The organism is Sporolactobacillus putidus (genome assembly GCF_014647035.1).
Classification (GTDB): Bacteria; Bacillota; Bacilli; order Bacillales; family Sporolactobacillaceae; genus Sporolactobacillus; species Sporolactobacillus putidus.
The window spans coordinates 77,827-91,364 of record NZ_BMOK01000002.1 but is presented as its reverse complement, the minus strand read 5'-3'; the positions used below and the strand labels follow the sequence as shown (position 1 = coordinate 91,364).

General features: G+C 45.3%; 13 protein-coding genes. All 13 read left to right on the top strand.

Annotated features, from left to right (window positions below):
- Positions 1 to 158 precede the first annotated feature (158 nt).
- Positions 159 to 2,246: a type I DNA topoisomerase gene (gene topA / locus IEX81_RS02685; RefSeq protein ID WP_188801523.1), complete on the top strand. Its 2,088-nt coding sequence runs from the start codon at positions 159 to 161 to the stop codon at positions 2,244 to 2,246.
- 157 nt (positions 2,247 to 2,403) lie between these two features.
- On the top strand, positions 2,404 to 3,711 hold the full coding sequence (trmFO, locus tag IEX81_RS02680) for an FADH(2)-oxidizing methylenetetrahydrofolate--tRNA-(uracil(54)-C(5))-methyltransferase TrmFO (RefSeq protein ID WP_188801522.1): 1,308 nt from the start codon (positions 2,404 to 2,406) through the stop codon (positions 3,709 to 3,711).
- A 238-nt stretch (positions 3,712 to 3,949) separates the two neighbouring features.
- Positions 3,950 to 4,492 carry an ATP-dependent protease subunit HslV gene (gene hslV, locus IEX81_RS02675; protein WP_188801521.1) on the top strand — a complete coding sequence of 181 codons (543 nt, stop codon included), beginning with the start codon at positions 3,950 to 3,952 and terminating at the stop codon, positions 4,490 to 4,492.
- 28 nt (positions 4,493 to 4,520) lie between these two features.
- A complete protein-coding gene (gene hslU / locus IEX81_RS02670) occupies positions 4,521 to 5,930 on the top strand; it encodes an ATP-dependent protease ATPase subunit HslU (RefSeq protein WP_188801520.1) in 1,410 nt (469 codons plus the stop codon).
- 132 nt (positions 5,931 to 6,062) lie between these two features.
- Positions 6,063 to 6,839: a GTP-sensing pleiotropic transcriptional regulator CodY gene (codY, locus tag IEX81_RS02665; RefSeq protein WP_188801519.1), complete on the top strand. Its 777-nt coding sequence runs from the start codon at positions 6,063 to 6,065 to the stop codon at positions 6,837 to 6,839.
- Between the two features lie 404 nt (positions 6,840 to 7,243).
- Positions 7,244 to 7,618 carry a flagellar basal body rod protein FlgB gene (gene flgB, locus IEX81_RS02660; protein ID WP_188801518.1) on the top strand — a complete coding sequence of 125 codons (375 nt, stop codon included), beginning with the start codon at positions 7,244 to 7,246 and terminating at the stop codon, positions 7,616 to 7,618.
- A 6-nt stretch (positions 7,619 to 7,624) separates the two neighbouring features.
- The gene (gene flgC, locus IEX81_RS02655; protein ID WP_188801517.1) at positions 7,625 to 8,068 is read left to right on the top strand and encodes a flagellar basal body rod protein FlgC; all 444 of its coding nucleotides are present in this window, start codon (positions 7,625 to 7,627) and stop codon (positions 8,066 to 8,068) included.
- Between the two features lie 10 nt (positions 8,069 to 8,078).
- Positions 8,079 to 8,378 carry a flagellar hook-basal body complex protein FliE gene (fliE, locus tag IEX81_RS02650; protein WP_188801516.1) on the top strand — a complete coding sequence of 100 codons (300 nt, stop codon included), beginning with the start codon at positions 8,079 to 8,081 and terminating at the stop codon, positions 8,376 to 8,378.
- A gap of 24 nt (positions 8,379 to 8,402) precedes the next feature.
- Positions 8,403 to 9,989 (top strand): flagellar basal-body MS-ring/collar protein FliF, encoded by a 1,587-nt coding sequence (gene fliF, locus IEX81_RS02645; RefSeq protein WP_188801515.1) that lies wholly within the window; start codon positions 8,403 to 8,405, stop codon positions 9,987 to 9,989.
- A 15-nt stretch (positions 9,990 to 10,004) separates the two neighbouring features.
- Positions 10,005 to 11,021, top strand: a complete 1,017-nt coding sequence (gene fliG / locus IEX81_RS02640) for a flagellar motor switch protein FliG (RefSeq protein WP_188801514.1) — start codon at positions 10,005 to 10,007, stop codon at positions 11,019 to 11,021.
- Positions 11,014 to 11,775 (top strand): flagellar assembly protein FliH, encoded by a 762-nt coding sequence (gene fliH / locus IEX81_RS02635; protein ID WP_188801513.1) that lies wholly within the window; start codon positions 11,014 to 11,016, stop codon positions 11,773 to 11,775. The genes fliG and fliH overlap by 8 nt, the downstream gene beginning before the upstream one ends.
- Positions 11,772 to 13,097, top strand: coding sequence for a flagellar protein export ATPase FliI (gene fliI / locus IEX81_RS02630; RefSeq protein WP_188801512.1), 1,326 nt, complete (start codon positions 11,772 to 11,774; stop codon positions 13,095 to 13,097). The genes fliH and fliI overlap by 4 nt, the downstream gene beginning before the upstream one ends.
- Positions 13,090 to 13,527: a flagellar export protein FliJ gene (gene fliJ / locus IEX81_RS02625; RefSeq protein WP_188801511.1), complete on the top strand. Its 438-nt coding sequence runs from the start codon at positions 13,090 to 13,092 to the stop codon at positions 13,525 to 13,527. Before fliI ends, fliJ begins: the two co-directional genes overlap by 8 nt.
- The last annotated feature ends 11 nt before the right edge of the window (positions 13,528 to 13,538 follow it).

Sequence of the window (13,538 nt, the reverse complement as noted above, 5' to 3'; positions counted from 1 at the left end):
ATGTCCTGCTTTTTAACGTGAAAAAAGGATCCTGGACCATATTCTTCCATTATTAAGTTCTTCATTTCTCTCATATTTTTACTTTTGGTTTGACAAAGCCTTAATCAATCATTAATATTAGTGAAGATTTGAATATTCTCAGAAAGGGGAGCAACATCATGGACGAATATCTCGTCATTGTGGAATCTCCCGCTAAAGCAAAAACAATAAAACGCTATCTTGGACCAAAGTACCAAGTAAAGGCATCAATGGGTCATGTACGAGATCTGCCCAGAAGCCAGATGGGTGTTGATATTGAGGATCACTATAAACCAAGGTATATTACCATTAGAGGCAAAGGCCCTGTAATCAAGGACTTGAAAAGTGCGGCACGAAAGGCGAAAAAGGTCTATCTGGCGGCCGACCCGGACCGTGAGGGCGAGGCGATCGCCTGGCATCTGGCGCACAGCCTGGATATTGATGACCATTCGGAATGCAGAGTTGTATTTAACGAAATCACAAAGCCTGCGATAAAAGAGGCATTTAAAAAGCCAAGAAAGATAAATATGGATCTTGTGGATGCCCAGCAGGCGAGAAGGGTCCTGGACCGCCTGGTCGGATACAACATCAGCCCATTATTATGGAAAAAAGTAAAAAAAGGGTTGAGTGCCGGACGTGTTCAATCGGTCGCGCTTCGAATGATTATAGAGCGGGAGAACGAAATTAAAGCTTTCATTCCGGAAGAATACTGGTCTCTTGTCGGAAAATTCCGGGTCGGCACTGAAATTTTCCAGGCGGCTTTTTATGGACTCGATGGAAAGAAGACACCGTTGAAAACAAAAGAAGAGGTGGAAGGTGTCCTTTCCAGGTTAAGCGATCAAAATTTTCAGGTACAGAATGTTCAGAAAAAAGAGCGCTTCAGGAATCCGGTTTTACCGTTTATTACTTCATCACTGCAGCAGGAAGCAGGGCGCAAACTTAATTTCAGAGCGAGAAAAACGATGATGATCGCTCAGCAGCTCTATGAAGGAATTGAAATAGGAAAGCAAGGCACAACCGGTCTGATCACTTATATGAGAACGGACTCGACACGGATCTCCGATGTGGCTAAGGCCGAAGCCAAGGCATACATTACGGATCATTTCGGTGAACGTTATCTTGGAAAGAGCACAGCCAGACCCAAGAATGCCGAGAATGCTCAGGACGCACACGAAGGAATTCGCCCCACTTCCGTACTGAGGCAGCCGAAAGAGATAAAAGAATATTTAAGCAATGATCAATATAAGCTTTACAAGTTAATTTGGGAGCGGTTTATCGCCAGTCAGATGGCGCCTGCCATACTGGATACGGTTCGTGCCGATCTTGTTCAGCAAGGTGTCCTGTTCAGGGCAACCGGGTCGAAAGTCAAGTTTCAAGGATTTATGAAAGTATATATTGAGAGCAGCGATGACAAGAAAAACGCGGATTCCGCTCCCGATAAGGATAATTATCTGCCTGAACTGGAAGACGGGATGACCGCTGTTAAAGAGAACACGGAATCGAAACAGCACTTCACTCAGCCGCCGCCGCGCTATACGGAAGCGTCTCTCGTCAAAAAGATGGAAGAAGTCGGAATTGGCCGCCCCTCAACATATGCGCCGACGATTGATACGATTCAGAGAAGAAATTATGTGACGATGGATGCGAAACGCTTTGTCCCGACTGAGCTGGGAGAAATCGTTTTAAATCTGATTGTTGAATTTTTTCCGGAAATCATCAACATTGACTTTACAGCGCAGATGGAAACGAATTTGGATGAAGTCGAAGAAGGCAAAGAGAATTGGATTGCGATCATCGATAATTTCTATAAAGAATTTTCCCAAAGACTTTCCAAGGCTGAGAAAGAAATGCAGTCGGTTACGGTTAAGGATGAGCCCGCCGGAATCATCTGTGAAAAATGCGGGCATGAGATGGTTTACAAGATGGGCCGATACGGTAAATTTCTTGCATGCTCGAATTTTCCGGAATGCAGAAACACAAAACCGATATTGAAAAAGACAGGGGTTACCTGCCCTAAGTGCGGAAAAGGTGAAGTGGTTGAGCGCCGCAGTAAGAAGCACAGAATTTTTTACGGCTGCGATCGTTATCCTGAGTGCGACTTCGTATCTTGGGATAAGCCCATTCAGCGTCAATGTCCGAAGTGCGGCTCTTACCTTGTTGAGAAGAAAGTGAAAAACGGAAAAGCCGTCCAGTGCCCGAATTGTGAGTATCGGGAGGAAGTACAGTAAAAGACGGGTAAACGGTCCGATAATAAAAGCGAGATTGAATAAATTTACGGCCTGGGAAATGTAAAGAGTATTTCAGAAAAGCGGCACCGGGTTTTCTGATTCGGTTATCATTGCGGATCTGCTGAATATTCTTTTTAGAAAAAGTGAGGAAACAGATGTGGCAAAATCAGCAGTCACCGTTATTGGAGCGGGATTGGCAGGCAGTGAGGCTGCCTGGCAGATTGCAAAGCGAGGCATTGCGGTGAATTTGTATGAGATGCGGCCGAACAAGCAGACGCCGGCTCATCACACGGATCAATTCGCCGAACTTGTTTGTACAAATTCGCTGCGCTCGAACAGTCTCACTAATGCGGTAGGAATATTGAAGGAAGAGATGCGCCGTCTTGATTCTGTAATCATGGCTGCCGCGGATTCGGCAAGTGTGCCGGCGGGAGGTGCCTTGGCCGTTGACCGGCACGATTTCTCAAGCCGCGTGACAGCCAGTATAAGAAACCATCCAAATGTTCGGATCTTTAATGAAGAAATGGCCGAGATACCTGACGGTCCCGCGATTATTGCGACAGGTCCACTGACATCCGATCGACTTTCAGTTTCACTGAAAAGATTGACAGGAGAAGACTACTTCTATTTTTATGACGCGGCTGCACCAATTATTGCCGGGGAAACAATTGACCGGGAAATCGTTTACCTGAAATCCAGATATGATAAAGGGGAAGCGGCTTATCTCAACTGTCCGATGACTAAAGAAGAGTTCAGACGCTTTTATGATGCGCTGGTTTCTGCCGAAACAGCTCCTCTCAAAGATTTTGAGAAAGAAAATTACTTTAACGGATGCATGCCGGTTGAAGTTATGGCAAGGCAGGGAGAAAAAACCATCCTCTTTGGTCCGCTTAAACCGGTAGGCCTTGAAGATCCGAAAACGGGGAAGCGGCCTTATGCGGTCGTGCAGCTGCGCCAGGATAATGCCGCAGGAACTCTTTTTAATATTGTCGGTTTTCAAACCCATTTGAAGTGGGGCGAGCAGAAAAGAGTATTCCGAATGATACCGGGTCTGGAAAATGCCGAAATTATCCGGTATGGCGTCATGCATCGGAATACATTTCTGAATTCGCCGCGGCTTTTGAAAGCGACTTATCAGGCAAAGACAAGAAATGATTTGTTTTTTGCAGGGCAAATGACGGGTGTGGAAGGCTATATTGAATCGGCTGCTTCCGGTTTGATTGCAGGAATAAATGCCGCCAGGCTCGTTTTGGGAGAAGAGCCCATTGTTTTTCCCGAAGAAACGGTCATCGGCAGTATGGCTCACTACATCGCAACGGCTAACCCGAATCACTTTCAGCCCATGAATGCAAACTTCGGGTTATTGAAACCTCTGAGCGAGCGAATAAAGGATAAAAAAGAACGGGCAAATCAATTTGCTGTACGTGCATTGAATACAATTCAGAATGTTGCTATAAGACTGTAAATTATGTTGCTTATTGATTTGACTTGTGCTAACATGAAAAAGCAAGAGGCCGCTTGCTCAGTGTGCTGTGTTCATCGTTGTTCAAATGAATGATTTTCTGCTGTTGGAAAATAGATGGGAGGGGTCTGTCCCGCACGAATCAGAGCAGGCTTGCTCCCTATGAAGAAATAGCGCTTTTTTCACTTGATTGGGAAAGTGCTCTCGCTCGCTTTCACATCGTTGGAAGGAGGGTTTTTTTATGGGGGTTTTTCATGCAACGACGATTTTCGCCATTCATCACAATGGTCAAAGTGCAATGGCCGGAGACGGCCAGGTGACGCTTGGTCAATCCGTGATCATGAAAAAGTCCGCCCGTAAGGTTCGCAGACTGTATCACGGGAAAGTCATTTCCGGATTTGCCGGTTCGGTCGCCGATGCTTTCACTCTGTTTGAGAAATTCGAAGGCCGGCTTGAAGAGTTCAATGGCAATCTCCAGCGTTCTGCGGTTGAACTGGCCAAAGAATGGCGCGGGGATAAGATGCTGCGCCAGCTTGAAGCGATGCTGATCGTAATGGATAAGAACGGTCTTCTCTTGATCTCGGGAACAGGCGAGGTTATCGAACCTGACGATGGCATGCTTGCGATCGGTTCAGGCGGAAATTATGCGCTCTCGGCAGGCAGAGCGCTCAAAAGGTGGGGTTCTTCCGACCTCTCGGCTAAAGATATTGCCGAGAAAGCGCTGATTATTGCCGGAGAAATTTGTGTATACACGAATGATCAGATTATTGTTGAAGAACTTTGACTGGAACAATCAAGGGGAGGCTTAGGTTATGTCGACACCGCTCACTCCAAAACAAATTGTAGAGCAGCTTGACCGCTATATTATTGGTCAGAAAGAAGCCAAACGGTCTGTGGCCATCGCTCTGCGCAATCGTTACCGCCGGTCGAAACTGGATGAAAAAATGCGCGAAGAAATCATTCCGAAAAACATTCTGATGATCGGGCCGACGGGTGTCGGCAAAACAGAAATAGCCAGGCGCCTTGCCAAAATTGTCCGCGCCCCCTTTGTTAAATTCGAGGCCACCAAGTTTACGGAAGTAGGCTATGTCGGGCGGGACGTAGAATCGATGATTCGTGATCTGGTCGAAACATCGGTCAGGCTCGTCAAAGAAGAAAAAATGAAACAAGTGGAGTCCAGGGCTGAAACGTCGGCAAACAAAAGGCTTATTGAGTTGCTGGTCCCGAATGAAAATAAGGCGGAACAACCGAAAAATCCGCTGGAATTTCTTTTTGGAGGGCAGGCGAAGGGAACTTCGCAGGCAACCAGCGGTGAAGAAGACGAGAACATGAATGCTTCTTTACGGGAAAAGCGGCTGCAGGTCGAAAAGTTGCTCAAACTTGGGGAACTTGAGGACCGGCTGGTTTCCATTGAAGTGACTGAACAGCAAAACAATCAGGTTTTTGATCTCTTTCAGAATGCAGGCATGGAGCAGTTTGGCGCAAATATCCAAAACCTTTTGGGAAATTTAGGTCCCAGACAGACGAAAAAGAAGAAATTGAAGGTGAAGGACGCGCGAAGGGTATTGACAAGGGAAGAAGCGCAGAAACTGCTCGACATGGATGAGGTGACACAGGAAGCCGTTGACCGTGCGGAGCAATCGGGAATCATTTTTATCGATGAAATCGACAAAATAACAGGAAAAGGGCAAAATTCCGGCGAAGTTTCACGGGAAGGCGTCCAAAGAGATATTCTGCCGATTGTCGAAGGATCCACCGTTATGACCAAGTACGGTCCTGTAAAAACGGACTATATCCTTTTTATTGCCGCGGGTGCCTTTCATCTCTCCAAACCTTCGGATCTGATACCCGAATTGCAGGGACGCTTCCCGATTCGGGTTGAGTTAAGAAGCCTATCTGTTGATGACTTTGTGAATATTCTCGTTAAACCGAACAACGCCTTGATCAAACAATATAAGGCCCTGCTTGAAACGGAAGGTATAAAGATTAAATTTTCTGACGAAGCTATTCATAAAATGGCATCGATCGCATATGAGGTCAATCAGGATACGGATAATATTGGTGCAAGAAGATTACATACCATTTTGGAAAAGCTTTTGGAAGACTTATCTTTTGAAGCACCGGATATAACACTTCAGGAAATTCTCATCACTCCCGAATATGTTGATGAAAAATTATCCACAATTGCGAAAAATCGCGATCTTAGCCAATTTATATTATAGGTAATACCTGATGGAGCCGAATCATTCAGAGCAGGCTGACACTCAGAATTTGTTGCACGATATTCAGCTGAAATGAGATAGGATTTTATCCCATCAAAAAGAAAAATCTATGACACTCAGGAGGAAATTATCATGACATTACTGGAAAAAACGAGGAAGATTAATCAATTGCTTCAAGGAACCAAGACACAGGTTGATTTTAATGAAATGGCAAAGACACTGCGCGACGTGATTCAAACAAACACATTTGTTGTCAGCCGGCGCGGCAAAATTCTGGGGCTTTCGCTAAAGCTTGAATTTGAAAATGAACGGATACAGAACATGTTTGAAAGCAGACAATTTCCGGAAAAATACACACAAAATCTTTTCACGGTCGTCCAGACTTCTCCCAATCTTGATGTCAACAGCGAGTTCAGCGTGTTTCCGGATGAAAACAAAGACTTGTTTGCAAACGGTTTGACAACAGTCGTTCCAATCGTCGGCGGCGGCGAACGGCTGGGAACCTTGATTCTTTCGAGACTGAATGAAACATTTACGGACGAGGATCTTATTCTTGCAGAATATGGCGCGACTGTTGTTGGAATGGAGATCTTGAGGGAGAAAACGAATGAGGTAGAGGAAGAAGCAAGAGAAAAGGCGATTGTTCAGATGGCGATTAGTTCCCTGTCTTATAGCGAATTAGAAGCGATCGAACATATTTTCGAAGAACTGGAAGGAAATGAGGGACTTCTCGTTGCCAGCAAAATTGCTGATCGCGTCGGTATCACGCGTTCGGTAATCGTCAATGCCCTTAGGAAGCTTGAGAGTGCAGGCGTGATCGAATCCCGTTCACTTGGTATGAAAGGCACCTATATTAAAGTACTGAACGATAAGTTTTTGTATGAATTGAATCGAATTAAAGAAGGATAAGTTTTTTGCTTCATCAATATTATTTTTGCCCTAAGGATTTTTGGCGATCGAACAGTTTTTTTGATCACCAAAAATCCTTGTTTTTTTCTATAAAAGTTCACATAACCCAAAAAGAATAAGTCTTTGGGTGTATATAAAGTGCAATTTTAAAAATTTTCTCCTATATACTGGTAAGATAGACCTTATTTTTCCAATATTATCTCTGAGTGTAACGGGTTAATATAGTTAAAAAACATAAAAATGCTTTTTTTATTAGACAAAAAAATACAAAATAGAGGTCTTTTTGCCTATAATAAGGCTAAATATATGAGCAAAAATGGTCGATATAAAAAGGTTGACGTAGACATTAGGCCAAAAGTTGATAAAATGAAAATATATAGAAGAAAAAAGGATGTGATGGAAAAATGTTCTCGCTGACTCCTCTTTCTGCTATTGAACGGGCGATGAACGGATCGATGGCGGAACAAAATGCCATTTCGCAGAACATTGCTAATGTGGACACACCGAACTATAAGGCACAAAAAGTTGTTTTTAATGATGTACTTGACCAGTCATTGCAGGCGAACCAGATAGCATCCGCCAATTCTCCTTTCACCGCATCTGATCAAACGGGTTACAGTACGGTAACAGATACATATGGTGCTATTCAAAACAATGGAAATAATGTAGATATCGATCATGAGATGTCTAACCTTGCTCAAAATCAGCTATACTATCAGGCGCTTGGACAGGCTGCCAGCAATCAATTTCTGCAGTTTAACACGGTGCTCGGAGGTTAAGACAGCATGGGAATGTTCAGCGGACTAGACATTACGGCTTCAGGGCTTACAGCACAGCGATTCAGAATGGACGTTGTTTCTTCAAACATAGCGAATGCCGATACGACACATGAAAGAATGGTAAACGGACAGTGGCAGCCTTATGCCAGAAAAGTTGTTAACATGAATACGATTAATCCGTCATTTGAATCCGTTTTTCAAAATTCATTGGGCTCCTCTGCCGGCGGAGTGGAAGTGAGCAGCGTGACGGAGGATTCTGCTCCTTTTCCTGTTAAATATGATCCGATCAATCCCGATGCCGATCCAAACGGCTATGTAAAACAGTCTAACGTCGACCCTCTTAAAGAAATGGTTGACCTGATGGATGCCAATCGTTCGTACGAGGCAGGAGTAACGGTTATGAATGCAAATAAAAGCATGCTCTCGAGTGCATTAAATATCGGAAAGTAGGCAATAAGATATGACTATCAATTCTGTAGGTTTTGTTCCTTCGGCGGCTGCTTTCTCTCAGACGCCGCAAAGTGCATCGTCGGCTCAGCAATCATTTGCGAGTATGCTGGAAAACGCCCTTGGAACGGTTAATGATTCCCAGCAAACGGCAAATCAGATGGTGACGGATTTAGCAAACGGAAACAGCAATGTGGATTTGCATAATGTGATGATTGCCATGCAAAAGGCAGATGTTCTGCTGAAAACAACCGTACAGGTTCGTGACCGGGTCGTCAGTGCCTACCAGGATATCATGAGAATGCAGATTTGATCGGGCTACCTGACGGAGGATGCTATGAAGGAAAAAGTATTAGCTTTAATCATGCGGTTTAGAGAGTTATGGCAGAATTTATCAAAAAAGAAAAAAATATGGATTATCGGCGGAGCATCGGCTCTGCTCCTTACCATTCTGCTGCTGGTGCTTCTGACAAACGTGAAACAGTATGCGCCGCTTTACAGCAATCTATCGACTAACGAAGCGGGTCAGATCACAAGTACACTGGACAGTAAGAAGGTCCCCTACAAACTTTCGGCGGGCGGAACAACAATCAGCGTTCCTGCAAATCAGGTTGATCAACTGAAGATTGAACTCGCTGCCCAGGGCATTCCGAAAACAGGACAAATTGATTATTCTTTTTTCAGTCAGAACGCCGGATTCGGGATGACAGACAATCAGTTTAATGTCCTGCAGCGTGCCGCTATGCAGACCGAGTTGGCCAATCTGATCTCAAACACTCAGGGAGTCAAGTCAGCAAAAGTCATGCTGACGCTTCCACAGAACAATGTGTGGGTCGGCGGTCAGAGTTCAGGCAACGCGGCCTCAGCCTCGATTATGCTGAACGTTGCGCCGGGCTTTCAGCTGACCAACGAGCAAATAAGTGGACTCTATCACCTGGTATCCAAAAGTGTGCCGAACCTTCCTGATAATAATATCGTCATTATGGATCAATATTATAACTATTATGACCTGAAAAGTAATAACACGGGTAATTCGACCCTATCAACCTATAACCAGCAGCAGCAAATCGTTCACGACATTGAAAACAACATTCAGCGCCGGGTGACTCAGATGCTGACGTTAATGATGGGCCAGGGCAAGGCCGTGGTCAATGTAACGGCGAACGTTGATTTTACGCAGTCTAAGGAAAAACAGGATTTAGTACAGCCTGTTAATCAGCAGACGATGGAGGGCCTGCAGTCCAGCACCCAGCATATTGCTGAGACCTATACAGGACAAGGGGCGGCCGGACAGGTGGGGACCGGCACAAATGCTGTTCCGACTTACCAAGGCGGAACAAATGGCAATGGAACCTACCAGAAAGTTCAGGATCAGGTCAACTATGTATTTAACCGGATACACCGTGATGTGACAAATAGTCCGTATAAAATCACCGATCTTGGCATTCAAGTCATGGTCGAACCGCCTTCACCGAATAACAACAATTCGCTGTCTCAGCAGCGTGTTAATGATGTGAAGCAGATTCTGAATTCGATCATACAGACCTCGATTTCCGACAACCAGGGTCAGGAATTACCCGCCAATGTCATTAATCAGAAAACATTTATCACGGTTGGCCGGTTGAACGGCCAGATGCCGCAGGTGAACACACAGATGAATCTGTGGCCCTATATCATCGGCGGAGGACTGCTTTTACTGATTATCGGACTTGTCCTGTGGCTGATCATTTCAAGAAGAAGAGCTGCAGCTGCAGCTGAAGAAGAGGCAATGGTACAGGACATTCCGCAGCAGCCTGATTTGGAAATATCGCTTGAAAATGAAAATCCGGAACAGAAAAAGTACAGCGAACTTGAAAAAATGGCGAGACAAAAACCCGATCAATTTGTGAAACTGCTCAGAAGCTGGCTTTCGGATGAACAATGAGGGGAGGGATTTAAATTGGCAGAACGAAGGAACAAGCTGACAGGAAAGCAAAAAGCCGCGATCTTAATGATCGCGCTTGGAACAGACGTATCGGCAACAGTTTTTAAGCACTTGACAGAGCAGGAAATCGAAGAACTGACGCTGGAAATATCGAATGCGCGAAAGATCGATCCCGATCTGAAAAGACAGATCATTGATGAATTTTTTCAGACTGCACTCGCCCAGGAATACATTTCGCAGGGTGGAATTGGCTACGCCAAGCAAATTCTTGAGAAAGCTCTCGGACCTGATCAGGCGAAGCATATTATTCAGCGGCTGACGACGACGCTGCAAGTCAGGCCTTTCGATTTCATGAGAAAAAGTGATCCCCAGCAAATTCTGAATTTTATTCAGAATGAGCATCCACAGATTATTGCCCTCGTGCTCTGCTATCTGGAAGCTCAGCAGGCTGCCTCTGTTCTTTCTGCCCTCCCTGAAGAAAGCCAGGCAGATATCGCAAAAAGAATCGCTCAAATGGATCGCACGTCGCCTGAAGTTATTGCTCAGGTAGAAAGAGTGCTTGAGAAAAAAATATCCAGTTCATCCGTCAATCAGGATTATACACAGACTGGCGGTATTACTTCCATTGTCAGCGTTCTGAATGGCGTCGACCGGACAACTGAAAGAAATATACTGGATCATCTTGAAAAACATGATTCGGATCTGGCGGAAGAAATAAAGAAAAGAATGTTTGTGTTTGAGGATATCATTGTTTTAGATGACCGTGCAGTTCAGCGTGTGATCCGGGAAAGCGAGAACGAGGATTTAATTCTGGCGATGCGCACAGCGAGTGACGAAGTGAAAGATTTACTGTTCCATAATATGTCTGAGCGCATGGCAGCCAGCTTTAAGGAAGAGATGGAATATATGGGTCCTGTTCGTCTGCACGATGTCGAAGAGGCACAAACAAGGATCGTGAATACGATCAGAAAACTGGAGGACGCCGGGGAAATTGTCATCGCCCGCGGCCAGGGGGATGATGTGATTGTCTAACATTATTAAATCTCCTGAGACCGGAAATGACAGAAAAGTGATCAGGTTGTCGGTGGCGATTGATCCGGAACTGGATGCTTTGAACAATGAGATGAATCGGGAATCTATCGAAAGAACCTTGGAAGAAAAAATACGCCGGGCAAAACGGGAAGCGGCGGAGATACTGGAGAACGCAAACCGGAGGCGTTTGGAATTCGACAGCCAAATCGAAAAAGATGACGCGGAAGCAAAAAGAAGGAGAGAAGAGGCTTTCAGGCTCAAAGAGAAAGAGGGCTATGAAGAAGGCTTCAGAAAGGGTACTTATGAGGGAAAAAAAAGCTATGAGTCGCGGGTGGCGCAGGCTGATCATCTGATTGATCAGGCTCGAACGGCTTACCTGAGTTACCTGGAGGATGCAGAGCCGGAAATTTTGAAGCTGTCGATGGCCGTCGCTGAAAAAATCATTGGTATTTCCCTTGCACTTGATAAGGACAAGTGGTTTTCGCTCGTTTCAAAAGCAGTCCGTGAGGTAAAAGATCAGGAAACCATAAAAATAACCATTTCTCCAAACCGTTTTGCAGAACTGAATAGCCGAAAAAAAGAACTGGATGCCCTCGTTCAGGATGCTAAAATTTTTATCTATGCAGACGGCGATTTTGCGGAAAATGACTGTACCATCGAAACGTCTTTCGGGAAGATCGTTGCCAGTGTGGACAGCCAATTATCTGTTATCAGGGGAAAATTGAAAGAACTGATGGAGGAGAAGGGAAAATGAATGCGGACCGGTTGATCGTTTCACTTCCATCAATTGACAGTTATCGTCGATTTGGTAAAATCAATCGCGTGGTCGGTCTTTTGGTTGAATCCAAAGGTCCATCTTCATCCGTAGGCGATGTCTGTCTCATACATATAAAAGGCGGCAACCGAAAGGTTCTGGCTGAAGTGGTCGGCTTTAAGGAAGAGAGTATCCTTTTGATGCCTTATACATCCGTGGCCCATATTTCTCCTGGATGTCTCGTTGAGGCGACAGGAAAACCTCTTGATGTCAAAGTGAATGATGAACTTTTGGGCCAAGTTTGCGACAGCATGGGGCACCCCATGTCGGGTATGCACTTTTCAAATCCGGTTTCGGCTGTTCCGACTAATCAGTCGCCCCCTGATCCATTGAAAAGACCGCGAATCACCGAGCCGATTGAATTGGGAATCCGTTCGGTAGGCGGACTTCTGACCGTTGGCAAGGGTCAACGGGTCGGCATCTTCGCCGGGAGCGGCGTCGGAAAGAGCACATTGATGGGCATGATTGCAAGAAATACCTCGGCAGATTTGAATGTGATTGCATTGATTGGTGAACGCGGACGTGAAGTCAGAGAATTTCTGGAAAAAGACCTCGGACCTGAGGGCATGAAACGTTCAATTGTTGTCGTTGCAACCAGCGATCAACCGGCATTAATGCGAATTAAAGGTGCCATGACAGCAACGGCTATCGCAGAATATTTCCGGGCAAAAGGGAAAGATGTCCTTCTGATGATGGATTCTCTGACACGCGTCGCGATGAGTCAAAGAGAAATCGGGCTTGCAGTCGGTGAGCCGCCGACCACCAAGGGTTACCCACCCTCAGTATTTGCCATGCTGCCACGGCTTCTGGAGAGAACCGGTACAGATGAGAATGGGACAATCACCGCATTCTATACGGTTCTGGTCGACGGAGATGATTTGGACGAACCGATTTCCGACACGGCGAGAGGAATTCTTGACGGGCACATCGTCCTTGACCGCGAACTTGCCCAAAAAGGACAATATCCGGCAGTTAATCTGCTAAAGAGTGTGAGCCGTGTGATGAATGAAATCGTAACCCCCGAACATCTTGAGGCTGCGGGACACTTTCGTGCACTTCTTGCCCAATATACCGAGTCCGAGGATTTGATCAGCATTGGTGCTTACAAGCCTGGAAGTTCAGCGGTTATCGACGAAGCGATCCAGTTTCATCCGAAGATCATTCGTTACTTATGCCAGCCCCAGTCGGTAAAGGTGTCGCTTGATGAAGCGGTCGATCAACTGATCTCAGAATTCGGCAGAGGAGCTGAAAATAGTGCTTGATTTTCGTCTTGAACGCGTCATGAAAATTGCAGAAAGTGAAAAAAGAAGCCTTGAAACACAGTATCGAGTGCTTTTCGACCGCTTCGAACAGCTGGCTCACGGACTTTTGGATTTGGCTGAAGAAAAGAAATCCATTCAAAGAAATCTTCAGGATAAAATGAAACAATCAATCACTATTGATTTGATGAAACGCCAGATTTACGATGTGGAAAAAATGGAGCGTCTGATCACTGAACGAACCTTGCAGTATGACCGGGCAAAGTATCAGCTCGAACAGTTTAAGGCTGTTTTGCTGAAAAAGGCGATTGAGGTGAAAAAATATGAAAAAATAAAACAAAAACAGAGCCGTATGAATCGCAGTGCCGCGCGAAAAAAGGAAATGAGACTGCTGGATGAAGTAGCTGCTCTTCATTCCACAAAAAACAGCTGAAGGGATGAGGA